Genomic DNA, 22,761 nt, shown 5'->3' with positions numbered 1-22,761 from the left:
CTTCGGGCGCCTTGACCGTCCGGTTGGCCTTACTGGGGTTCTTGAGCAGGCGGCGCGGGTCGCCGGCGCGACCACGATGCCCGGTGGTGGCCACTCCAGCCCGCTCCGGAAGATCTTCTCCCGCGGTGCAGCCACTTTCGAGTTTCCGGCACCACGGATCAGTGGTGCCGTTGGGGTGCACCCGACGCGACGGATGCGTCGCAGGCGTGGGGCCCACCTGGATGTACCGAGGTAACGATCACTCCGCTGATCTGGGGTTTTTGTGCTGGTTGGCATTGAAGCGCGCCTTCTTCTGACGATTCCCACACGTGTTCATGTCACACCATTTGCGGGTGCGACTTTGACTGGTGTCGAAGAAGGCGGCTTGGCAGGTTGGTGATGCGCACAAGGCCAATTTTCCGTCTCGTTCGCCTGCGATGATGCTGATCGCGTCGGCGGCGATCACGCCGAGGGCATCTTCCACGCAGGAAGCCGAGCTGAGCCGCCATCGCCGCTGACCCTCGGGTGTCAGCGTCGCCGCGGCCCGGCCCTGAGCGCTGCGGTCATTGATGACTTGGACAGCAGACGCGGGGAGAGCGTCCTGGATCGCGGCCGCTGTCGCGGCGGCGTGAATCGACTCCCTCAGTTCCCGAGCGAGGCCGAGCTGGGCAGTGGTGCAGGAGTCCACGGCGAGGCCGTTCACTGCCAGCCAGTCGATGAGTCGGTGCGGCGTGGGAATGCGCTCCACAGCGTTGCCATGACGCTCCGACAGAGTCCCCGTGAAGCTGGTCGCTAGCACGTTACCGAGGCGGAAGTCAGGGAACCCAGCATGCATGGAACCACCTTAGCAGGTTGCAGCGTGGCTCGGAGAAGTGCTAGAACCTTCTTAGCCGGTTCGCGGAAGATCGTGGCCGGATTCACGAGGACCAGGAGGTCTCATGCCCCGTCCAACCAGCGACGTGCAAGCATTTGAAGCCCACGCAACTGACGCCGACCTCGACGATCTGCGCGCGCGACTAGCCGCGGCGCGACTACCGGAGGCTGAGACGGTCTATCGCGCCGCGCCCGGCCCTCGCCGATGGGAACAGGGCGTTCCTCTCGCCGACCTCGTCGACGTCGTGGACTACTGGCGCACCGGGTACAACTGGCGGTCGTTCGAAGAGCGCCTTAACCGCATCGGCCAGTTCCGCACGACCATTGATGATCTGGGAATCCACTTCCTGCACCGCCGATCCGCGCGCGCAGATGCCACTCCTCTGATCTTGACGCACGGCTGGCCAGACAGCATTGCTCGGTTCATCGATGTAGTAGACGAGCTGGCAGATCCGAAAGATGCAGACGCGCCGGCGTTCCACGTCGTGGTCCCGTCGCTACCGGGCTTTGGTTACAGCGACAAGCCGGCCACCACCGGGTGGGGAACCGAAAAGATAGCGGCCGCATGGGTGGAACTGATGGGAAGGCTCGGCTACGGCAAGTTCGCAGCCCACGGCGGCGACTGGGGAGGAAATATCACCACGGTTCTCGGCGGCAGGTTCCCGGCGCACGTTCTCGGCATCCACACAACGTTCGCGGAGGGACCGCCCGGTTTGACAACGGACGGGCTGACGGCGGTCGAGCGCAAGTGGACCGAGGTAACCCGCGATTTCTGGCGCCACCGCGCGGCGTACGCGAAGCAGCAGGCGACCCGGCCGCAGACCATCGGCTACTCGCTCGTCGACTCACCGGTCGGGCTTCTTGCCTGGATCCTCGACAAGTTCGCCGAGTGGTCAGACACCGAAGACAGCCCGTTCGAGACGATTTCCAGAGACCGCGTTCTCGACGACGTCACCCTGTATTGGCTGACGCGGACCGGCGCATCGTCGGCCCGCATCTACTACGAAAGCCACAACTCGCTGGACCCCGAACTCCGGGTCGACGTCCCGTCAGCAATCAGTATGTATCCCCGCGACGTCGAGAAGTGTCCGCGCCCCTGGGCACAGGAGCGGTACCGACAGATCGTCCGATGGAGGTCGCCCGAGATCGGGGGACATTTCCCGTCGCTGGAGGTTCCCGAGTACTTCGTCAAAGATCTGCAAGAGGGCCTCGCGGCAGTGCTGGCCGCTCATCGGTGAACGAGGAAGGGCCGGTCATCGGTGACCGCAGCGGCGATGCCGAATTCGAGGAGGGAACCGAAGGCCACATCCGGGTCAAGCTGCGGGGACACACGGACATTTCTCCTGACGGTGGTGCATGGGCTGCCTGGCCGCAGCCGGGCTGGGGGTGGTGGCCGATGGTGATGTGCAGGCACGTGTCAATTTGTCGCAGGGCGGGGGAGGCCCTCGACCGGCAAGCGGTGATCGAACTGCAGGCGGCTCTGAGCGCATGGCTACGCTTCACAGAGAGCTCCACCGAAGACTGGGCGATGATGCGCGGATGAGGGCTTGGCGGGCGCCGCCAGAGCCTCGCGGCGGCAACGCCGCCGTGGGTCCTGTTCGGGTGAACTGTCCGTCGAACAGCGCCACTTGGCGGCGTTGCCGTGTCTCCTAGTAGGCGTAGAAGCCCGCGCCCGCCTTCCGGCCCAGGCGGCCCGCGTCCACCATGCGCTGAAGCAGCGGCGGCGCGGCGTAGAGCGGCTCCTTGAACTCCGCGTACATCGAGTCGGCGACCGAGGCGACGGTGTCCAGACCGATCAGGTCGGTCAGCTTGAGCGGCCCCATCGGGTGGGCGCAGCCCATCTCCATGCCGTTGTCGATGTCCTCACGGCTCGCGATGCCCGACTCGAACATCCGGATGGCGGAGAGCAGGTACGGGATCAGCAGGGCGTTCACCACGAAGCCCGAGCGGTCCTGGGCGCGGATCGCGTGCTTGCCGAGGATGCCGCCGACCATGGTCTCGGCACGGGTGATGGTCTCCTCGCCGGTGGTCAGCGCGGGGATCAGTTCCACCAGCTGCTGGACCGGGGCGGGGTTGAAGAAGTGGATGCCGATGACCTGGTCCGGGCGGGATGTGGCCACCGCCAGTTTCACCAGCGGAATGGAGGAGGTGTTCGACGCCAGGATGGCGTCACGGCGGGTCACCACCTGGTCGAGGACCTGGAAGATCTCGGTCTTGACCTGCTCGTTCTCCACCACCGCCTCTATGACCAGGTCGCGGTCGGCGAACTCGCCAAGATCGGTGGTGAAGCTGAGCCGCCCCAGCGCCTCGTCACGCTCGGCCTCGGTGAGCTTGCCTCGTTCCGCCGCCTTCTCCAGGGAGTTCACCAGCCGCGTACGCCCCAGCTCCAGCGCCTCACCGGTGGTCTCGGCGACCTTGACTTCCAGCCCGGCCCGCGCGCACACCTCGGCGATTCCGGCGCCCATCTGGCCGCAGCCCACTACTCCGACGCGTTGGATGTCGGTCACATCGTGCCTTTCGCAGATCTACGGGTCCCGGGCGGCACGCCGCCGGGTCGCCGGGCCGCGCTGCCTCGCCGCCAGACGTTACCTTCCACCGGGCCGTCGCCGGTTCGAGGGGGTCTGCGCTGTGCGCCACACCCGCGAAGGTCCCGGTGCCGACGGTACGGACGCGGACCCCCGCGGCGGCTTGTCGGCGGGGAGGCGGCGGCACCGGGCGGTCCGGGGCTGTCCGCAAGGACCCAGCGGGCAGGCCGGTGGCGTGTGCCCGAAGTCCCGCCTTGTCGGCCGTTCCCGGCCCGGCTCCAGCTTGCTGCACGCGCCGGCCTCCCCGGCGTCGCCGGGAGGTACCTTCTGCCCGCAGCGTCCGCCGGCCGGACGCCGCCTCTTCGCTGATACGGCGCCGGGGGCTGCGATCCGGAAGGCGGCAGCAGGTGGCCCCGGGTGCCAGCACGTGATGCAGCTCGCCAGCACTTCCGGCAGCGGCCCCGGCCTGGGTGGTCGCGTGGTTCTGGGCCGTCTCGTTCGAGCCTCGGGTCGGGCCGCGTCGTCAGATTCCGGGGTCTCCGGCCGCAGGCAGGGGACGGCCCGCAAGGCCGAGCATGGCAGCTGGTACGTGGCCGTACTCGCGGGAGGCGACACGTCGAGTCGGCCCAGGCGTCATGCCGCCGCACCGTGGGGGCCATGGCAGGCGACAGGTCGCCTGGGACCGCAGCCGGGAGCGGCGACAGCTTGGGAGGACGGCTGCGGCCATGCCGCCGCAGACCGAATCCGGGAGCGGGCACCCGCAGGGCGCCCCTAGGTCGGGGGCGCCCTGCTCAGCGCCTTCGGGGGTCGCGCTCGGTCAGAAGCCGGACTTGCGCTCGGGCTTGTCCGGCTCCTCGCGCTCGTGCACCACGGAGTCGGGCCCCGGCGACATCACCGTTTCGTGACCGTCGGTGAACCGCACCCGGTAGGGCGGTTCACCGTCCGAACCCATCACTTCGACGATCTCGGCGTCCCTCTCGGGTTGGCCGACTGTCCGGCCGTGGACCGTCAGGTGGTCGCCCTTGTGTGCGTGCATGCGGGCCTCCTGTCGAGGGATGGCACCTCACCTCGTTTGTGCCGTGGATCACATTCTACGACCGACCGCCTCGGTCCGCTCCATGCGCGGACCGTCCCGCCAGGACCCCGCACTTTCAGGCACGACTGCGCTGCGTGGCGGCGATACAGAAGAGCACGGCGACGGCTGCGAGCGGCGCGGCGGGCGTGAGGCGTTCGCCCAGCAGCAGGAACGACCACAGGAGCGTCAGCAGCGGCTGGGCCAGCTGGACCTGGCTGGCCCGGGCGACTCCCGTACGTGCCATGCCCCGGTACCACAGCAGCAGTCCCACGAACTGTGAACCCGCCGCCAGCCACAGCAGGCCGGACACCGCATGCCAGCTCGGCTCCACCGGCTCGATGGCGAGCGCGAGCCAGGCGCCCGCCACCGCCAGCGGCAGGCAGCCGACCAGCGCCCAGCCGATGACCTGCCAGCCGGGCATCTCGCGGGCCAATCGCCCGCCTTCCGCGTACGCGGCGGCGCAGATCAGCAGGGCGCCGGCGAGGTAGAGGTCGCCGGTTGCCGGGGCGCCGCCGCTCTCGTACAGGGCGAAGGTGAGGACGATGGCCGCTCCCGTCAGCGCCGCCGCCCAGAAGGCGCGCGAGGGGCGGTTTCCGGTCCGCAGGGCGGAGTACACGGCGGTGGTGAGCGGCAGCAGGCCGACCACCACGGCGGCGTGTGCCGTGGAGGAGGTCTGCAGCGCGAGGGTGGTCAGCAGCGGGAAGCCGATGACCGTCCCGGCGGCGACCACGGCGAGGCCCGCCCACTGGGCCCGCGGTGGGACGGGTACCCGGCGCGCGGCCAGGCAGCCGCCCGCGAGCAGTGCGGCCAGCACGATGCGGACGGTGACGGTCGACCAGGGGCCGAAGCCCCTCAGCGCCCAGTCGGTGGCCGGGAAGGTGAGGGAGAAGGCGGTCACCCCGAGGGCCGCGAGGAGCAGGCCGCCCCGGTCGCCGAGGGCGGCCGGACCAGGGCGCTCCGGGGAGGCGGCCGAGGGCGGGACCGTTATCCGCGAAGCGGCGGTAGCGCTATCCTGTGCTGTCATGCAACAGCGTAGCAGTGTCGCCGATCTGGTCATTTCCCTGCGCCGGGAGCTGGACCGCTACTCTTCCGGGGAGAAACTCCCCTCCAGTCGGGTGCTGGTCGAGCGTCACCACGTCAGCCCCGTCACCGTCTCGCGGGCGCTCGCCACGCTCGCCGCCGAAGGGCTCGTGGTCACCCGCCCCGGCGCCGGAGCCTTCCGGGCCGGGCCGCGCGCCCCCGTACGTCCCGGTGGGGACACCTCCTGGCAGGAGGTCGCCCTCACTGCCGAGGCGGCACCGGACCAGCCGCTCCGCAGCGTCGACGCCAGCGGAGTCGTCGCCACGCTCGCCGCCAGCCCGCCCGGCGTCATCGAACTCAACGGCGGCTATCTGCCCGCCGGGCTCCAGCCGGAGCGGGCCCTCGCCGCCGCGCTGGCCCGTGCGGGGCGACGGCCCGGCGCCTGGGGCCGGCCGCCGCTGGACGGCATGGACGACCTGCGGGCATGGTTCGCCCGCGAGATCGGCGGCGGGACGGTCAGCGCCTCCGAGGTGCTGATCACCGCCGGCGGCCAGAGCGCCCTCACCACCGCACTGCGCGGACTGGCGCCGCCCGGTGCCGCCGTGCTCGTCGAATCGCCCACCTATCCCGGCATGCTGGCCGCCGCCCGTGCCTCGGGGCTGCGCCCCGTCCCCGTACCCGTCGACGGTGACGGAGTACGCCCGGAGCTGCTCGCCCGCGCCTTCCGCGCCAGCGGAGCCCGGGTGTTCGTCTGCCAGCCGCTCTTCCAGAACCCCACCGGCGCGGTGATCGCCCCCGAGCGCCGCCGCGCCGTGCTGGACGCGGCCCGCGCCGCCGGGGCCTTCATCGTCGAGGACGACTTCGCGCGGCGCCTCGCCCACGAGGACGCGGGTCCGCTGCCCGGCACCCTGTGCGCGGACGACCCGGACGGCGCGGTGGTACATGTCTGCTCCCTGACCAAAGTGGCCTCGCCCAGCCTGCGGGTCGGCGCGCTCGCCGCACGCGGCCCTGCGCTGGAGCGGCTGCGGGCCATCCAGATCGTCGACAGTTTCTTCGTGCCCCGGCCCTTGCAGGAAGCGGCGCTCGAACTGGTCGGCGCACCCGCCTGGGGCCGCCATCTGCGCGTCGTCGCGGGGGAGTTGCGACTGCGCCGCGAGGCGATGCTCACCGCTCTGGCCCGCGAGCTCCCGGAACTGGCCGTCCCGCAGGTGCCACGGGGCGGCTACCACCTGTGGATCCGCCTCCCGGACGGGACGGACGAGGCCGCGCTTGCCGCCGCGGCATTGCACGCGGGGGTCGCGGTCGCGCCCGGACGGGCCTACTTCGCCGCCGAGTCCGCCGCCCCGCACCTGCGCCTGAGCTACGCCCCGCCGGCGGGCGGTGCGCAGATCGCCGAGGGCGTACGCCGCCTCCGCACGGCCTGGGAGGGCCTCAGCGGCTGATGCGCGACATCCCTCGCGGCGCCGAAGGCCGGCGTCGGGGGAGGAGTTGGAGCAGTTCGAGACCGACGCGCTGTCCGGGTTCATCCTCGCGCGGGCCTCGGCAGGGCTGGCGGACGGCACCATCCGAGGGGAACAGCCGCCGAGCACGAGCTCAACCAGACGGTGTGACCGAAGACCACACACCGAACCACTGCTCGGCGCCGTAGTCCTCGAACAGCTCCACCTCCGTGAACCCCAGCTTTGCCGCGAGGCGCATCGAGCGCTCGTTGGCGGTCTGGGTGCGCAGCACCACCGGCTCGCCGGGAAGCGCGTCGGCGAACCAGCCGAGCGCCGCCGCGCACGCTTCGGCGCCGTAGCCGCGTCCCCAAGCCTGCGGCAGGAGCAGATAGCCGAGCTCGGCCTCCCCGACATCCGGACGGACGTGCCCCAGGCTCTCCGCGTCGTGGCGATCGAGCTTGACCATGCCGATCACCGCTCCGTCGAACTCGATCGCGAACAGGCCAGGCCGCCGGTCGGATATCTCGGGCACCGCGCGCTCCAACTCCTCACGCGGCCGAGGGCCACCGAGGTAGGTATGCACCTCCGGCGAGGCGAGCAGCTCGATGAACGCCGCTCGGTCCCGGGCCTCGGGCTCGCGGAGCACGAGCCGCTCGGTCTTGATCGGGGCAGGTGGCCAGGTGACGGACCCGATTTCTGTCATGGCGGGCAACCTATCGCCCCGCCGCAAACGTGCTCTCGCCACTCACGGACAAAGCCTCAACTCCCCAGGGCATGAGGGATACCGTAGGGCCGACCGGTCGGAACTCGCCCCGGCTTGAGCGCCGCGCGGCTGCGCTGCCGCTCGCCTCCCGTCCGCTGCCGGGGCCGGACCCTTCAAGAAGGGGCGGCCCATCCGCTCGGCGCCGTCAGCCTCACCAACTTCCGGGCTGGGCAGTGCAGTCTGAGCCTGAGTGACCAGCCTGCGGGCGCCTGCGGTGACCGCCGGTGCCAGCCGAGGGTCCGCATCGGCGAACGCTGAGGGCCACGATCGAGCACGTGCACGCCCAGAAGCTATTCCGGTACTCCTGCAACATCGATCTGAAAAACGACCCCCGCGCCGTTTCCGGCGGCAGCGACCTTCCCGTACTCGTTGGTCCGCTCACTCGGCGAGGCCTCGGCCGAAGGCGAGTCGGTAGCGAGCGGGGCGGAGGAGACTGGGTCGGGGCCGTCGGCGCTGCCTTCGCCAGAGCAGGCAGCCGTGCCGAACATGAGCGCTGCATGCTTCCAGGTGCCGTCCTTGGCTGCTGTCCGTCTTGCGCTGAGCGCAACCGTAGCGGGGGTGGCAGGAAACTCGCATCACGCAGAACTGCCAGTTTCCGTGCGCGGCCTGCCGGTGGCCGCACTTCGCCCCCGCTCCGGGTCAGTGGGTGCGGGTCAGCGGGGTGGGGTCACCAGTCCCGTCTCGTAGGCCAGGATCACCAGGTGGACCCGGTCGCGGGCGTCCAGTTTGGTGAACAGCCGTGCCACGTGCGCCTTCACGGTGGCGATGCTGATGGAGAGATGAGCGGCGATTTCGGTGTTGGACATGCCGCGGCCGACGAGGGTGAGGACTTCCTGTTCGCGGCCGGTGACGCCGGTGAGGGGGCGGGTGGTGGTGGCCCCGCGGGTGTGACCGGGGTCGGGGCGTGCGGCGAACTCCTCGATGAGGCGCCGGGTGACACCGGGGGCGATGAGGGCGTCTCCGGCGCCGACGACGCGGATGGCGGCGAGGATGTCGTCGAGGGCCATGTCCTTGACGAGGAAGCCGGAGGCTCCGGCGCGCAGGGCGCCGTAGACGTAGTCGTCATCGTCGAAGGTGGTCAGGACCAGCACGCGGGTGGTGCCGGTGCTGCCTGTGCCGGTGCTGCCTGTGCCGGTGGTGATCAGACGAGTGGCTTCGATGCCGTCCATGCCGGGCATCCGGATGTCCATCACCACCACGTCCGGCCGGACTTCCCCGCACAGCCGGACCGCCTCCTCCCCCGTCCCCGCTTCCCCCACGATCTCCAGGTCGGGGCTGTCGGCGACGAGCACCCGCAGGCCGGTGCGGACGAGCGGCTGGTCGTCGACGAGTACGACGCGGACCGTCATCGCACACCCGCCGGTACGGGCAGCCGCACGGTGACCCGGAAGCCGCCCCCGGCATGCGGCGCGGCTTGGAAGTCCCCGTGCAGCAGCGCGACTCTCTCCCTCATTCCCACCAGGCCGTAACCGGAGCCTTCGGCGGGGCTGCCGCGTCCGTCGTCCGAGACCTCGATGGACAGTGCGGCGTCCTGCTGGTCGATCGAGACCTGGCAGGACCGGGCGTCCGCATGCCGTACCACGTTGGTCACCGACTCCTGGATGATGCGGAACGCGGACAGGTCGATCTCCGGGGGCAGCGCCCGCCGTTCACCGCGCCACCGCACGTCGACGCGGACACCGGCGGCCGTCGTCCTCGCGGCCAGCCGCTCGACGTCCGCCAGACCCGGTGCCGGATCCAGGGGCGACCTCGCCCGGCGCGCCGAGTCCGTCATGGCGGCCGAGTCCGCGCGGCGCAGCGCACCGAGCATCCGCCGCAGCCCCGACAGAGTCTCCCTGCTGGTGGTCTCGATGGCCGCGAGCGAGCGGCGCGCCTCGACGGGCTGAGTGTCGATGACCCGGCTGCCCATACCGGCCTGGATGGCGATGATGCCGATGCTGTGCGCGACCATGTCGTGCAGTTCGCGGGCGATCCGGAGCCGCTCGGCGGTGACCGCCGCCTCCGCGGCCCGGCTGCGCAGCGTGTCGGCGTGGACGTGACCCTGGTGGATCGAATTGCCGATGAGCCAGGCGATGGTGGTCGTCAGGGCGACGACCACCACCGTCGAGGCGACGACAGGCATCCCGAGCAGCACCCGCGTGAGCGCGTAACCGAACAGCACACCGAGGGCCATACCGGCGGCGGCGGCCGAGACGCGGCGCGGACGGGTGGCCGCGAGGAAGCAGAGGGCGATGTCGACGGCCAGGAACTGCAGCAGCGGGATGTCCTTCACGCTCAGTGCGACCGTCGAGACGACCGTCCCTGCGAGCAGCAGGGCGAGGGCGGGCAACGGCGCACGGCGCGGCATGCCCGCGCACAGCACCATCACCAGGGCCACGGTCAGCATCGGCAAGCGCGGGGCGGCCAGGGTCGTCCCGTCCAGGACGAAGGCCCACCGCGGCTCACCCGGCCACGCATCCACCATCAGGCTGTAGGCGGTGACCGCGCACCAGACGGCGATCATCCAGACACCTGGTGGCACGCGCTTGAGCAGCGGCAGCGGCAGCGGCGGCGTGGCGGGCATGCGGCGCATCGTATCCGCGGGCGCTGCCGGGGACATCGGCCCGTGGGCGTACTCCCACGGGCTACCACCGTGCCCGGGAAAGTGATCGACGGTCCGATGTGGTGCGTCTGCCGTCCGCGCCAGTGTGGGGCGGGTGATTGAGGTCTCTGAGTTGACGAAACGGTACGGGCGGACGACGGCGGTGGACAGTCTGTCGTTCTCGGCGGGCGCGGGGGAGGTGACGGGGTTCCTGGGGCCGAACGGTGCGGGGAAGAGCACGACGCTGCGGATGATGCTGGGCCTGTGTGAACCGAGCGGCGGCACGGTCACGGTCGGAGGGTGTGCGTTCCGCGAGCGGCGGCGGGGACTGCGGCATGTGGGGGCGCTGCTCGACGCGGGCCAGGTGCATCCGGGGCGGAGTGCGGGGGCGCATCTTCACGCGCTGGCGCGCAGCAACCGCATCGGGCGCAAGCGGGTGGCGAGCGTGCTGGAGGAGGTGGGGCTCGCGGAGGTGGCGGGCCGTCGTGCGGGCGGGTTCTCGCTGGGGATGCGGCAGCGGCTGGGGATCGCGGGGGCGTTGCTGGGCGATCCGCCGGTGCTGTTGTTCGACGAGCCGCTCAACGGGCTGGACCCGCAAGGGGTGTTGTGGGTGCGGAGCCTCTTCCGCCGTCTCGCGGGTGAGGGACGTGTCGTGCTGGTCTCCAGCCATCTGATGGCGGAGATGGAGCACACGGCGGACCGGCTGGTGGTCATCGGACGGGGGCGGCTGATCGCGCAGGAGAGCGTTGCCGAGTTCGCCGCCCGGGCCGCCGGGGCGGGAGTGAGCGTGCGTACCTCCGACGCCGTCGACGCGCGGGTGCTGGCGGGGGTGTTGACCGCGGAGGGTGCCTCGGTGCGGGAAGTGGGTGGCGCGGGTCTGAGGGTGACGGGGATCAGCGCGGACCGCATCGCGCAACTCGCCTTCGCCCACGGACTCCTGCTGGGCGAACTGACCACGCATGCCGCCTCGCTGGAGCAGGCCTTCCTGCAACTGACCGCCGACAGCGTCGAATACCCCACCGGAGCGCCCTGATGACCACCGAAACCTTCCCGGCCGCCGCAGCCCCGGCCGAACCCGCCGCCCGTCTCCGCGACCTGCTGGCCGCCGAATGGATCAAACTCCACTCCCTGCGCTCCACCCACTGGGTCCTGGGAGTCGGCGCGCTGCTCGTCATCGGGATCAACGTGAACTCCGCCCGCTCCAACGCCAGCCGGCTGGAGCACCAGCCGGCGGTCGACCCGGTGAACCCCGACTTCCGTTTCGATCCGCTGATCACCGCATTCGTCGACCCGGCCTGGCAGATCCTCGTGATCCTCGCCGGCAGTGTCGGCGCCCTCGCCGTCTTCGGCGAGTACACCACCGGCCTCATCCGTACGACCTTCACGGCCGTCCCCGACCGCCGCGCCCTGCTGACGGCCAAGGCCGCCGTCGTGGCCGCGGTCGTGTTCGTCTTCGGCACGGTCGTCGCGGGGGCCTCCTTCGGCCTGACCCAGGCGATTCTGCGTGAGCACGGCGGCCTGTCGCTCGGCGACCCGGGCGCACTGCGGGCCGTCGCGGCGTCCGCGCTGCTGGCGCCGCTGTGCGCGCTGGCCGGCATGGCGCTGGGTGCGCTGATCCGGCACGCCACGGGGACCATCGTCGCGGTCGTCGGCGTGCTGCTGCTGCTTCCGGCGCTGTTCCAGGGCGACACCTACCGATGGGTCGCGGAAATCGGCAACATGATGCCGCTGAGCGCCTGGGAAGTACTGGTACGCAACCCCGAGAGCACGTTCGACCCGGGCAAGTACCCCATGACGATCACGGAGGCGTGGATCGTCTTCGCGGCCTGGCCGCTGGCCGCCGCCCTGGTCACGCTCACCGCGGTCCACCACACCGACCTCTGAGCGCCGCGCGCGCCGGGTCGCCGGGTCGCCGGGTCGCCGGGGTTGACTCTCTCACTGTGTGAGGTCCTGTACTGGGAGCCGCGGGACGCCCCGGACACCACCCTCCCCACCGACCGAAGGTTTCGCATGCTCGCCTATCTCGGCTCCGGCCCCTACTGCTACTCCAACGCGCTGGCGATGGTGCTCGGCTCCGAGGCACCCTCGCCCGCCGTCATCGAGACGCTGACCGGTTCGCCCTTCGGCGTCCAACTTGTCGGGGGGACCCTGCCGCTGTTCGACCCGTACGGCTGGGACCCGGACCGCGGCCTGGACGCGGCGGTCGGACTGCTCGGCTGGAGCTGCGAGCGCAGCGACGGGGGCACCTGGGAGCAGGCGCTGGCCCGGCTGCGCGCGGCCTGCGTCCGGGGGCCCGTTCTGGCCGGACCGCTGGACATGTGCCTGCTGCCGTACCAGACCGCCATCCCGGCCACCGGCGGCGAGAGCGGCGCAAGCGGTGAGGGAGGTGAAGACGTGACCGACCACTACGTCGTGGTCCTCGACGCCGCAGACGCCACCGTGCTGCTCCACGATCCGCAGGGCCATCCGTACGCGACGCTGCCGACGGCCGCCTTCCTCGCCTCATGGCAGGCGAAGACCGTCGGCTACGTCAGCTCTCCGTATGTGCTGCGCACCGGCTTCGTCCGCGAACGGGACGTCACGGAGGCCGAGGCGCTGCGGCGGTCACTGCCCGGTGCCGTGCGCTGGCTGGCGGGCCGGGAGGACCTGCCGGTGCCGGCAGGGACACTCGGCGGTGCCGCCGCCGTCGAGGCTCTGGCCGCGCAGGTGCGCCGAGGACTCAGTCCTGGCGTCCGGAGCCTCCTCCAGGTCTTCGGCGTCCGGGTCGGTGCGCGCCGGCTCAGCGACGCGGCCGTCTGCCTGGCCTCGCTGGGCCTGCCCGAACCGGCGGCCGTCGCGGCAGACCAGGCCCGGATCCTCGGAAGCCTGCAGCACCCGCTGGTCATCGGAGACGACCAGGCGGTGGAGGCGGGTCTGCGGCAGCTCGCGCCCACCTACGAACGACTGCGCGAAGCTCTTCAGGACACCCACCAGGGCTCACGGGTGTGACTGCGGTATCCGACTGTTCGCGGAGCCAGAGTCCCGAGCGCTCCACCAGAGGGTCAGCAGGTCCACGCCCCCGTGCGCCTCGACCGAGGTGTCGGACGGGGTGCGGCGGCCGTAGAGGAGCGGGAGGAGGTCGGCGAGCGGGGCGCGCGCGGCAACGCGTCGGAGGCGTGCAGGTGCAGCGTGCGGCCCGGGTCGGCGCGCGGCGCGGCGCCGGGCCCGGCGGCCTCCAGGACGCGGGGGAGTGAACCGAAGCCCATCCACTCGTCGAGCGCGTCCCGGGCCGGATCCTCGCGTACGGCGAAGGGTGCGCCCGGCGGGTGATCAGATCCCAGCTTTGCATAACACTGCACAGTTGCGTATAGTCATGCTATCGAGAAGGAGGGTTCGATGGTGTTGCGAGCAGCGGTGGCAGGGGCGAGCGGGTATGCGGGGGGTGAGATTCTGCGGCTGCTGGTCGGGCACCCGGAAGTGGAGATCGGGGCGCTGACCGGCCACTCGAACGCGGGCCAGCGCCTGGGCGCGCTCCAGCCGCAGCTCGCACCACTAGCCGAGCGCGTGCTGGAGCCCACCGCCACCGAGGTGCTGAGCGGCCATGACGTCGTCTTCCTGGCACTGCCGCACGGGCAGTCCGCGGCGGTCGCCGCGGAGCTCGGCGAGGACGTCCTCGTCGTCGACTGCGGTGCCGACTTCCGGCTCACCGACCCGGCGGACTGGCAGAAGTTCTACGGCACCCCGCACGCCGGAAGCTGGCCGTACGGCCTCCCCGAGCTGCCCGGCGCCCGCGCGGCGCTGACCGGGGCCCGGCGTGTGGCCGTCCCCGGCTGCTACCCCACGGCCGTGTCGCTCGCCCTCTTCCCGGCGTACGCGGCGGCACTCGCCGAGCCCGAAGCCGTGATCGTCGCCGCGACCGGCACCTCGGGCGCGGGCAAAGCCCTCAAGCCCCACCTGCTGGGCAGCGAGGTGATGGGCTCGATGAGCCCGTACGGCGTCGGCGGCACACACCGGCACACGCCCGAGATGATCCAGAACCTGTCGGCGGTGGCCGGTGAGCCGGTGAGTGTCTCCTTCACCCCGACCCTCGCCCCCATGTCGCGCGGCATCCTCGCCACCTGCAGTGCCCGGGCGCGCCCCGGACTGACCGCCGAGGCGCTGCGCGCCGCGTACGGCAAGGCGTACCAGGACGAGCCGTTCGTCCATCTGCTGCCCGAGGGGCAGTGGCCGTCGACGGCGGCGGTGTACGGCGCGAACTCCGTGCTCCTGCAGGTCGCGTACGACGAGGCGGCGGGCCGGATCATCGTGGTGGCCGCGGTCGACAACCTGACCAAGGGCACCGCGGGCGGCGCGGTGCAGAGCATGAATCTCGCCCTCGGCCTCCCCGAGGGCATGGGACTTCCCACGATCGGAGTGGCACCGTGAGCGTGACAGCCGCGAAGGGATTCACGGCCGCGGGCATCGCCGCCGGAATCAAGGACAGCGGAGACCTGGATCTCGCCCTGGTCGTCAACCAGGGCCCGACGCGTACCGCCGCCGGAGTGTTCACCTCGAACCGGGTGAAGGCCGCACCGGTCCTGTGGTCGGAACAGGTGGTCAAGGGCGGGCGGATCTCCTGCGTCGTCCTCAACTCGGGCGGTGCCAACGCCTGCACCGGCGCGCCCGGCTTCCAGGACACCCACGCCACTGCCGAGAAGGCGGCCGGGGAACTCGGCGTCGACGCCGCCGAGACCGCCGTGGCCTCCACCGGGCTGATCGGCCTCCGCCTCCCGATGGACAGGCTGCTGCCCGGCATCACGGCGGCGGCCGGGGAACTCTCCCCGCACGGCGGCGAGAAGGCGGCCCTCGCCATCAAGACCACCGACAGCGTGCACAAGACCGCCGTCGTCGAAGGCGACGGCTGGACGGTGGGCGGCATGGCCAAGGGCGCCGGCATGCTCGCCCCCGGGCTGGCCACCATGCTCGTGGTGCTCACCACCGACGCGGACCTGCCCGCGCCGGAGCTGGACAAGGCGCTGCGCGCCGCCACCCGTACGACCTTCGACCGGATCGACTCCGACGGCTGCATGTCCACCAACGACACGGTGCTGCTGCTCGCCTCCGGCGCCTCCGGAGTCGCGCCCGGCTATGACGAGTTCGCCGAGGCCGTGCACGGCGTCTGCGACGCGCTGGCCCGGCAGTTGATCGGTGATGCGGAAGGGGCCTCGAAGGACGTCCGTATCGAGGTTGTCAACGCCGCGAGCGAGGACGACGCGGTCGAGGTGGGACGCTCCATCGCCCGTAACAACCTGCTGATGTGCGCCCTGCACGGTGAGGACCCCAACTGGGGCCGGGTGCTCTCCGCGATCGGTACCACCTCCGCCGCCTTCGATCCGGACGCGCTGAACGTCGCCATCAACGGCGTCTGGGTCTGCCGGAACGGCTCGGTCGGCGAGGACCGCGAGCTCGTCGACATGCGCTACCGGGAGATCGGCATCACCGCCGACCTTTCGGCCGGTGCGGAGTCGGCGGTCATCTGGACGAACGACCTGACCGCCGACTACGTCCACGAGAACAGCGCGTACAGCTCATGACGGCCCGCAAGCACACCGCACTGCCCAAGGCGCAGACGCTCATCGAGGCGCTGCCCTGGCTGACCCGGCACCACGGCAAGACCGTCGTGATCAAGTTCGGCGGCAACGCGATGGTCGACGAGGAGCTGAAGTCCGCCTTCGCGCAGGACGTCGTCTTCCTGCGGCACGCCGGGCTGCGTCCGGTGGTCGTGCATGGCGGCGGTCCGCAGATCAGCGCTCAACTGGACCGTCTGGGACTGGAGTCGGAGTTCAAGGCCGGGCTGCGGGTCACCTCGGTGGAGACCATGAGCGTCGTACGGATGGTGCTGGCCGGGCAGGTCCAGCGCGAGCTGGTCGGACTCCTCAACCGGCACGGGCCGTTCGCCGTCGGGATGACCGGCGAGGACGCGCACACCATGACGGCGACGAAGCGCTATGCCGAAGTCGACGGCGAACAGGTCGACCTGGGCAGGGTCGGTGACATCACCGGGATCGAGACCGGCGCCATCCAGGCGCTGCTGGACGACGGACGCATCCCCGTCATCTCCTCCATCGCCCGCAGCACGGAGGACCACCACGTCTACAACATCAACGCCGACACGGCCGCCGCCGCCCTGGCCGCCGCACTCGGCGCCGAGACGCTGATGGTTCTCACCGACGTCGAGGGCCTCTACGCGGACTGGCCCGCCAGCGACGAGGTCATCAGCCAGCTCACCGCGACGGAGCTGGAGAAGCTGCTGCCCGATCTGGCCAGCGGCATGGTCCCCAAGATGGAGGGCTGTCTGCACGCCGTACGCAACGGGGTGCGGACGGCAAGGGTGCTCGACGGCCGGGTCCAGCACTCGATCCTGCTGGAGATCTTCACGGACGAAGGCATCGGCACGATGGTCCTGCCGGACCGGGACGACAAGGGGGAAGGCACCTCATGAACAGCGCGAACAGCAGCGCGAACGACAGCGCGAACGGCAATCTGAACGGCAAACCGAACAGCAACTCCGCGCTCACCCGGCGCTGGCAGGGCGCGCTGATGGACAACTACGGCACCCCGCGCATCCCGCTGACCCATGGCGAGGGCGCCCGGCTGTGGGACGCCGACGGCAAGGAGTACCTCGACCTCACCGGCGGCATCGCGGTCAACTCCCTGGGCACCGCCCACCCCTCGGTGGTCCGCGCGGTCTCCGACCAGGTCGCCACGCTCGGCCATGTCTCCAATCTCTTCATCGCCGAACCGCCGGTCCTGCTGGCCGAGAAGCTGCTGGAGCTCGCGGGCGCCGGGCGCCCGGGGCGGGTCTACTTCTCCAACTCCGGCGCCGAGGCCGTCGAGGCGGCCTTCAAGATCGGGCGGCGCACCGGCCGGAGCGGAATGGTCGCCACCGAAGGCGGCTTCCACGGCCGCACCATGGGCGCCCTCGCGCTCACCGGACAGCCCGCCAAGCAGGACCCGTTCCTGCCGCTGCCCGGCGACGTCCGCCATGTGCCGTACGGCGATGTGGCGGCGCTGCGTGCCGCCGTGACCACCGACACCGCTCTGCTGATCGTCGAGCCGATGCAGGGCGAAAGCGGCGTGATCGTCCCGCCCGAGGGCTATCTCGCCGCCGCCCGCGAGATCACCGAGGCCACCGGAACTCTGCTGGTCATGGACGAGATCCAGACGGGCATCGGCCGGACCGGCGACTGGTTCGCCTCCCAGGCGCAGGGCGTACTGCCCGATGTGCTGGTGCTTGCCAAGGGGCTGGCCGCCGGTATGCCCATCGGCGCCACGGTCGCCTTCGGCGCGGCGGCCGACCTGCTCACCCCAGGCCAGCACGGCTCCACCTTCGGTGGCAACCCCGTCTGCTGCGCGGCGGGGCTGGCCGTTCTGGAGACCCTCGCCGCCGACGACGTCCTGGGCAACGTCAAGCGCACCGGAGCCCGGCTGCGCGACGGCATCACCGCTCTCGGCCACCCGATGATCGACCACGTCCGCGGCGCCGGACTGCTCCTGGGTATCGTGCTCACCGAGCCCGTCGCCCCGAGTGTGCAGCTGGCGGCCCAGGACGCGGGCTTCCTGGTGAACGCGGTCGCCCCGGATGTCATCCGGCTCGCCCCTCCGCTGATCCTCGGAGAGGACGACGCCGACATGTTCGTCCGTGCACTCCCCGCCGTTCTCGACCGGGCGGAAGCAAGCAGACGCGTCTGACGGGCCTCCGGGCCGGTCAGCCTGACGAGAAGAAGCGGAACGATGACCGAGGAGCAGCAGAGCGGGCAGGCCGTGCCGCAGACCCGTACGGCCCGGCATCGCCGGATCGTCGACATCCTGAACCGGCAGCCGGTCCGTTCCCAGAGTCAGCTGGCCAAGCTGCTGGCCGACGACGAGCTGACCGTCACTCAGGCCACGCTCTCGCGTGACCTGGACGAGCTGGGCGCGGTGAAGATCCGCAACACCCGGGGCGAGCTCATCTACGCCGTGCCGGGGGAGGGCGGCGACCGTACGCCGCGCGCCCCCCTCGGGGAGTCCGCGAGCGAGGCGCGGATGGCGCGGCTGGCGGGCGAACTCCTCATCTCGGCGGAGGCGTCCGCCAACCTCGTGGTCCTGCGGACGCCTCCGGGCGCCGCCCAGTTCTTCGCCTCGGCCGTCGACCAGGCGGGTGTCCACGACATCCTGGGCACCATCGCGGGCGATGACACCCTGCTGCTGATCAGCCGCGACCCGAACGGCGGCCAGGCTCTGGCCGAACACCTGCTCCAGCAGGCCCAGAAAGCGCGGTGACTCCCGCACCGCACCGCACATGACTGCGGTGGGAGGGTTCGCTCAACTGTCCGGGGAGGATCTTGATGGACGTCACCTTGCGGGTGGACGCGACGCCGTCTGCCTCGGCGCTCTTCCTGCGCTCTTGGAACGATGCCGACGTCGAGCCGCTGGTCGATGCGTGCCGCGATCCCACGTTGCGTCGCTGGACGAACCTTCGGGTGGAGAGCAACGAAGACGGTGTGGAGTGGCTGGAGATTCAGAGACGCGGCTGGGAGACCGGAGAGCGACTGAGCTTCGCCGTGCATGAAGACCGATCCAGCACCGGCGAAGGCCGGTTGGCTGGCGGCGTGGGCATGAAGCGGACCGGCCCCGGCCGGGACTCAGCGGAAGTCGGCTACTGGACGGCAGTCCACGCCCGAGGCCAGGGGGTGGCTGCTCGTGCCCTCCAGGCTCTCACCAGCTGGGCCTTCGGCGCCTTCACCGCCGAAGGCCTGGAACGTCTCGACCTGCTCCACCAGGTGGACAATCTCGCCTCGTGCCGGGTCGCGGAGAAGTCCGGATACGCGTTTGACCAGCTCCTTTTGGCTCGGCCGCCTTTCCCCAGGGACGGCCACCTGCACAGCCGTCGGGCCGGTGCTCCGGCCTGATGCGGGGAGGGCCGCCGCCTCAGCACAGGTAGGCGCGGTCGGCGCCGGAGCTGTGGGCCTTGCCTGCCCGCCAGGGCGCACCGCACCCACCGCGCCCACTGCCCATCGGTCAGAGTGGGGCGAGGCGGGCCTTGAGCAGGCAGAACTCGTTGCCTTCGGGGTCGGTCAGGACATGCCACTGCTCCTGCCCCGTCTGGCCGATGTCGGCCGGGCGCGCACCGAGCTTCAGTAGGCGTTCGAGCTCGGCTTCCTGATCGCGGTCAGTGGCGTTGACGTCGATGTGCAGCCGGGATTTCCCCTTCTCCGGCTCATCCCGGCTACTGAGGATGATTGTCGGCTGCGGACCGCCGAATCCTTCGCGCGGCCCGATCTCCAGCGTGCCGTCGTCCTCACGGTCGAGCACGACGAAGTCCAGTACCTCGCACCAGAACCGCGCCAGCACCTCGGGGTCGCGGCAACCGAGTACGAGCTCACTGATACGACATGCCATAACGAAACCTGCTCTCAGCCTGGGACCTGCCGGGGAGGCCACACGCGAACCTCACGGGCTCCCAGCAGAGAGAACAACCCCGCGACCGTACCGGACGAGACGAGTACCGGCGAAATGATTCAGGGCCGACCTGTCCGCCCAGCCGGGCAGGGCAGGTGCGCTGGCGCGTCGATCGCCGGGTGGTGCTGTCACGTCCGACCCGCAGGGTCGCTGACCGACCACCCCAAGTGGGACCGGGCAGCCCGGAGTCCACCGGCACCACCATCCCGTCCGGTCTGACGCGGCGGAAGCTCAGCGCGGGGCGGGCGGCTTGACCGTGAGGATCCCCAGCGTGGACTGCATGGGGAGCATCCCGGCGCCGATGACCGCCGCGAACAGCGGGCCGGTCAGCTCCGCCAGCCGCGCGCAGCCCTGCTCACCCAGCGCTCGGTAGGGCTCGGCGGCCAGTTCGTCCGTCGTCCGTTCGATGCCGTCGCGCTCCTGCCGTCCCAGCTCCGTGGCCCGGCCCTCGCCGTCCACCCAGCCGCGTGCGGCGAGCCGGTCGCGTGCGGCGGTCCACTCCTTGTCCGACCAGCCGCGCGAGGCGAAGTTCGCCAGCGGCGCGGCGTCGATCGCGGCGAAGGACACCAGGGCCTCGCAGCCGTCCAGACCGGCCGTGCGCAGGGCCATCAGATGACCGTCGCCCCGGTGCTCGCGCAGTACGGTCGCCGCGTGCCACAGCGCGAGATGCGGTTCCCGGGGCCAGGGCAGGTCACGGTTCGCCGCGCCCAGCGCTCGCCCGGCCATGTCGGCTGCCTCGGCGGCCGTACGGGCCAGCTCCGCCGCCTCGGCGATGGCCGGGCTGTCGGCGTCGTCGCCGATCAGCGCGCGGACCGTCCGGTCGACCGTGCGCAGGCGCGCCTGCAGCACGGCCTCGGGTGAGGCGGTGTGCCATACGGCGGGGATGTGGGTGCGGACGGCGCCGGGGCTGAAGCTGTAGTACGCCGCCGCGACCAGCTCTGGTCCCGCCGCGCCGAGGGGCGCGGAGCGGTAGGCGAAGTAGCGGGGCCAGCGGGACTCGGTGTCGTAGCCCAGCTCGGCCGCCTCGGCGACGGCTTCGGGGGAGAAGTAGAGCGAGGCGTGGAGGGGCTCCAGCTGGTGCCACATCCGACGCGCGAGCGCGGGGAAGTCGGTCATGACAGGGACACTAGACTCCTCATGTTAACGGCGTCAACATCGTTCGGTGCCGGGTCCGTGCTGGTCCGGATCGATCCGGTCAGGCGGCCCTGGCCGACCGCTGGGGGAGGCGATGAGCGGAGTGCAGTTCGCTCCAGTCCAGCGCTGCGCTCGCTTCCTGCAGCGCTTGCTGCGCCACCTCGCGGGTCTCGGCGAGGACGTCGCCGTGTTCGTCGATGAGTCCGTCGTAGATCGGCGACGGGCGGTGATCGTCCGTGGTGGTCATGCTGTTGGCATTCCTTCGCTGTCGCATCGCCCAGGGGGCAGGCGGTGTGTGGGCCGGCGCGGTCGCACCCTGCCGGGGGCGTCGGTCACCGGCTTTTGTGCCGGGGGACAGTATGCAGGGCCGTTGACCAGCGAGGAATGGCCCCCAGGCCCGTCGCTGTCCACCGTGGATCCGGGAGGCCGAGGCGATGCCGGCACGTTGGTGCGGCAACCGGCGTCCCGGGCCTGTGTCTTCGCCCTCCCGTGGCGGCGGAACGGCGGGGCGGCAGGCCCGCCGTACCTGTGTCGACAGTCTGTGCGAGTGATCGATCCCACGGCCGCTGCCGACAGGGCGGCGGGGGCCGCATCCGGCGCGCGTTCGAGCGCGCGCCGTCTGAAGAAGGACGTGCGGGAGTTCGCGCCGACCAGGCGGAGCGACGCACGCCACCACCGGGACTGCCCGCCTCGCGACGTGCATCGACGTCTCCCTGCTGTCGGGTCGGGCGCCGGCCGCTGCGCCACGGGGGCGCTGTGGTGAGACGCTACGGCGTGGCTGCGAGGTGGCGCGGGGCGGCCGGGCCACGCCCCACGGCCGTATCGGGGGTCAGGTGGTGTCGGCCCGCTCCGGGTGCTCCAGATGCTCCAGATGCGCCAGGCAGACGTCCGGCTCGGCGAACGGCTTCAGCCGGGCCGCCGCGACGGGTGCGCGCATCTGGGTCAACGCCCCTTGCATCAGGCCGAGATGAATGCTGCAGACGATCGAACCGTGCTCCTCGGCGAGTTCGAGGAACGGGCAGTGCCGGAGCCGGATGGCCTCGGGCACCGGGGCGCCGCCCTGCGGTTCCGGGGCGAAGCCCAGATCGGTTAGGAGAGCGATGAGCCGGGCGGTCGCCGCCTCGCCCGTCAGGCGCTGGAACGGCGGTGGCTGATCGACCAGAAAGCCGCCCCACTCGCGTCCGGTCCGCTCGGCGGCTTCTTGCGCCCCGGAGCCCGCGGTGGACAGCTGGCTGAGCAGGATCTGCGCCAGCAGCCGGTAGCTGCGGATGCCGCTGCGGTCCATCCCGGGACGCAGGCTGTAGACCGTACGCGGACGACCCGGCCCCGCGGGCCCTTCCAGGGTCCGCTCCACCGCGCCTTCGGCAGCCAGAGCGTCCAGGTGGAAGCGTGCCGTGTTGACGTGAATGCCGAGCCGCCCGGCCACATCGGCCACGCCCAGGGGTGACTCGGCGTCCCGGAGGGTGTCCGACACCTGTCGGCGGCGGGGCCGTTCCCGCTCCCGGCCCGCGCCGGTCACTCGTCCGCCCCTTGGCGGGGCAGGGCCGAGACCAGCGGGTGGTCGAGCTCGACAGGGCCGAGCTTCGAGGCGCCTCCCGGGGAGCCGAGCTCGTCGAAGAACTCGACGTTCGCCTTGTAGTAGGCCTGCCACTCCTCGGGGGTGTCGTCCTCGTAGAAGATCGCTTCGACGGGGCAGACCGGTTCGCAGGCGCCGCAGTCGACGCACTCGTCCGGGTGGATGTACAGCGATCGCTGACCCTCGTAGATGCAGTCGACCGGGCACTCGTCGATGCACGCCTTGTCCTTCACATCCACACAAGGCTGCGCGATCACGTAGGTCACGGCGTACTCCCCACACGGCGCCGGAGGGCTTCCCGGCTTTTCTCCGAATAGTACATGTAATAATGGTGCAA

The 22,761-nt window shown here is 71.2% G+C and carries 23 protein-coding genes; 11 read left to right on the top strand and 12 right to left on the bottom strand.

Annotated features, from left to right (window positions below; all coding sequences use genetic code 11):
- Positions 1-238 precede the first annotated feature (238 nt).
- Entirely contained in the window at positions 239-814 is a 576-nt protein-coding gene (locus LHJ74_RS01740; RefSeq protein ID WP_260215592.1) for a CGNR zinc finger domain-containing protein, read from the bottom strand.
- A 103-nt stretch (positions 815-917) separates the two neighbouring features.
- Here LHJ74_RS01740 and LHJ74_RS01735 point away from each other — a divergent pair, with 103 nt between their 5' ends.
- Complete coding sequence (locus tag LHJ74_RS01735) at positions 918-2,090, top strand: epoxide hydrolase family protein (RefSeq protein ID WP_260215590.1); 1,173 nt, start codon at positions 918-920, stop codon at positions 2,088-2,090.
- A gap of 411 nt (positions 2,091-2,501) precedes the next feature.
- Here LHJ74_RS01735 and LHJ74_RS01730 read toward each other — a convergent pair whose 3' ends face one another.
- From LHJ74_RS01730 to LHJ74_RS01720, 3 genes are all read right to left on the bottom strand, one after another.
- The gene (locus LHJ74_RS01730; RefSeq protein ID WP_260215589.1) at positions 2,502-3,359 is read right to left on the bottom strand and encodes a 3-hydroxybutyryl-CoA dehydrogenase; all 858 of its coding nucleotides are present in this window, start codon (positions 3,357-3,359) and stop codon (positions 2,502-2,504) included.
- A gap of 835 nt (positions 3,360-4,194) precedes the next feature.
- On the bottom strand, positions 4,195-4,413 hold the full coding sequence (locus LHJ74_RS01725) for a DUF1918 domain-containing protein (RefSeq protein ID WP_260215588.1): 219 nt from the start codon (positions 4,411-4,413) through the stop codon (positions 4,195-4,197).
- 115 nt (positions 4,414-4,528) lie between these two features.
- Positions 4,529-5,476 (bottom strand): DMT family transporter, encoded by a 948-nt coding sequence (locus LHJ74_RS01720; RefSeq protein ID WP_260215587.1) that lies wholly within the window; start codon positions 5,474-5,476, stop codon positions 4,529-4,531.
- Here LHJ74_RS01720 and LHJ74_RS01715 point away from each other — a divergent pair.
- Positions 5,475-6,914, top strand: a complete 1,440-nt coding sequence (locus tag LHJ74_RS01715; protein ID WP_260215586.1) for an aminotransferase-like domain-containing protein — start codon at positions 5,475-5,477, stop codon at positions 6,912-6,914. The two genes, LHJ74_RS01720 and LHJ74_RS01715, sit on opposite strands and share 2 nt — an antisense overlap.
- Before the next feature lie 151 nt (positions 6,915-7,065).
- Here LHJ74_RS01715 and LHJ74_RS01710 read toward each other — a convergent pair whose 3' ends face one another.
- From LHJ74_RS01710 to LHJ74_RS01700, 3 genes are all read right to left on the bottom strand, one after another.
- Positions 7,066-7,614, bottom strand: coding sequence for a GNAT family N-acetyltransferase (locus tag LHJ74_RS01710; protein ID WP_260215585.1), 549 nt, complete (start codon positions 7,612-7,614; stop codon positions 7,066-7,068).
- Between the two features lie 713 nt (positions 7,615-8,327).
- Positions 8,328-9,023 carry a response regulator gene (locus tag LHJ74_RS01705; protein WP_260215584.1) on the bottom strand — a complete coding sequence of 232 codons (696 nt, stop codon included), beginning with the start codon at positions 9,021-9,023 and terminating at the stop codon, positions 8,328-8,330.
- Entirely contained in the window at positions 9,020-10,237 is a 1,218-nt protein-coding gene (locus LHJ74_RS01700; protein ID WP_260215583.1) for a sensor histidine kinase, read from the bottom strand. The genes LHJ74_RS01705 and LHJ74_RS01700 overlap by 4 nt, the downstream gene beginning before the upstream one ends.
- Positions 10,238-10,370: 133 nt before the next feature.
- On the opposite strand from LHJ74_RS01700, the gene LHJ74_RS01695 reads away from it, so the two are divergent.
- The 9 genes from LHJ74_RS01695 to LHJ74_RS01655 all read left to right on the top strand — a co-directional run bounded on the left by LHJ74_RS01695 (position 10,371) and on the right by LHJ74_RS01655 (position 19,164).
- On the top strand, positions 10,371-11,288 hold the full coding sequence (locus LHJ74_RS01695) for an ABC transporter ATP-binding protein (protein ID WP_260215582.1): 918 nt from the start codon (positions 10,371-10,373) through the stop codon (positions 11,286-11,288).
- On the top strand, positions 11,288-12,139 hold the full coding sequence (locus tag LHJ74_RS01690; RefSeq protein WP_260215581.1) for an ABC transporter permease subunit: 852 nt from the start codon (positions 11,288-11,290) through the stop codon (positions 12,137-12,139). Before LHJ74_RS01695 ends, LHJ74_RS01690 begins: the two co-directional genes overlap by 1 nt.
- A gap of 126 nt (positions 12,140-12,265) precedes the next feature.
- The gene (locus tag LHJ74_RS01685; RefSeq protein WP_260215580.1) at positions 12,266-13,243 is read left to right on the top strand and encodes a YobF C-terminal domain-containing protein; all 978 of its coding nucleotides are present in this window, start codon (positions 12,266-12,268) and stop codon (positions 13,241-13,243) included.
- Between the two features lie 387 nt (positions 13,244-13,630).
- Positions 13,631-14,659 carry an N-acetyl-gamma-glutamyl-phosphate reductase gene (argC, locus tag LHJ74_RS01680; RefSeq protein WP_260215578.1) on the top strand — a complete coding sequence of 343 codons (1,029 nt, stop codon included), beginning with the start codon at positions 13,631-13,633 and terminating at the stop codon, positions 14,657-14,659.
- Positions 14,656-15,807: a bifunctional glutamate N-acetyltransferase/amino-acid acetyltransferase ArgJ gene (gene argJ, locus LHJ74_RS01675; protein ID WP_260215577.1), complete on the top strand. Its 1,152-nt coding sequence runs from the start codon at positions 14,656-14,658 to the stop codon at positions 15,805-15,807. Before argC ends, argJ begins: the two co-directional genes overlap by 4 nt.
- Positions 15,804-16,715, top strand: a complete 912-nt coding sequence (gene argB / locus LHJ74_RS01670; RefSeq protein WP_260215576.1) for an acetylglutamate kinase — start codon at positions 15,804-15,806, stop codon at positions 16,713-16,715. Before argJ ends, argB begins: the two co-directional genes overlap by 4 nt.
- On the top strand, positions 16,712-17,965 hold the full coding sequence (locus tag LHJ74_RS01665; protein WP_260215574.1) for an acetylornithine transaminase: 1,254 nt from the start codon (positions 16,712-16,714) through the stop codon (positions 17,963-17,965). Before argB ends, LHJ74_RS01665 begins: the two co-directional genes overlap by 4 nt.
- Before the next feature lie 42 nt (positions 17,966-18,007).
- Positions 18,008-18,535 (top strand): arginine repressor, encoded by a 528-nt coding sequence (locus LHJ74_RS01660; protein WP_260215573.1) that lies wholly within the window; start codon positions 18,008-18,010, stop codon positions 18,533-18,535.
- A 65-nt stretch (positions 18,536-18,600) separates the two neighbouring features.
- On the top strand, positions 18,601-19,164 hold the full coding sequence (locus LHJ74_RS01655) for a GNAT family N-acetyltransferase (RefSeq protein WP_260215572.1): 564 nt from the start codon (positions 18,601-18,603) through the stop codon (positions 19,162-19,164).
- Positions 19,165-19,273: 109 nt separating this feature from the next.
- Here the strand turns inward: LHJ74_RS01655 and LHJ74_RS01650 are convergent, their stop codons facing one another.
- From LHJ74_RS01650 to fdxA, 5 genes are all read right to left on the bottom strand, one after another.
- Entirely contained in the window at positions 19,274-19,654 is a 381-nt protein-coding gene (locus LHJ74_RS01650) for a VOC family protein (RefSeq protein ID WP_260215571.1), read from the bottom strand.
- Between the two features lie 291 nt (positions 19,655-19,945).
- Positions 19,946-20,830, bottom strand: a complete 885-nt coding sequence (locus LHJ74_RS01645; protein ID WP_260215570.1) for an SCO6745 family protein — start codon at positions 20,828-20,830, stop codon at positions 19,946-19,948.
- Between the two features lie 79 nt (positions 20,831-20,909).
- On the bottom strand, positions 20,910-21,095 hold the full coding sequence (locus tag LHJ74_RS01640; protein WP_260215569.1) for a hypothetical protein: 186 nt from the start codon (positions 21,093-21,095) through the stop codon (positions 20,910-20,912).
- A 582-nt stretch (positions 21,096-21,677) separates the two neighbouring features.
- Positions 21,678-22,367, bottom strand: coding sequence for a helix-turn-helix transcriptional regulator (locus tag LHJ74_RS01635; RefSeq protein ID WP_260215568.1), 690 nt, complete (start codon positions 22,365-22,367; stop codon positions 21,678-21,680).
- Positions 22,364-22,690 (bottom strand): ferredoxin, encoded by a 327-nt coding sequence (fdxA, locus tag LHJ74_RS01630; protein WP_260215567.1) that lies wholly within the window; start codon positions 22,688-22,690, stop codon positions 22,364-22,366. The genes LHJ74_RS01635 and fdxA overlap by 4 nt, the downstream gene beginning before the upstream one ends.
- Between the last annotated feature and the right edge of the window lie 71 nt (positions 22,691-22,761).

The sequence above is a fragment of the Streptomyces gossypii genome (assembly GCF_025165795.1).
GTDB classification, from domain to species: Bacteria; Actinomycetota; Actinomycetes; order Streptomycetales; family Streptomycetaceae; genus Streptomyces; species Streptomyces gossypii.
This window is presented reverse-complemented; position numbering and strand designations above follow the sequence as displayed.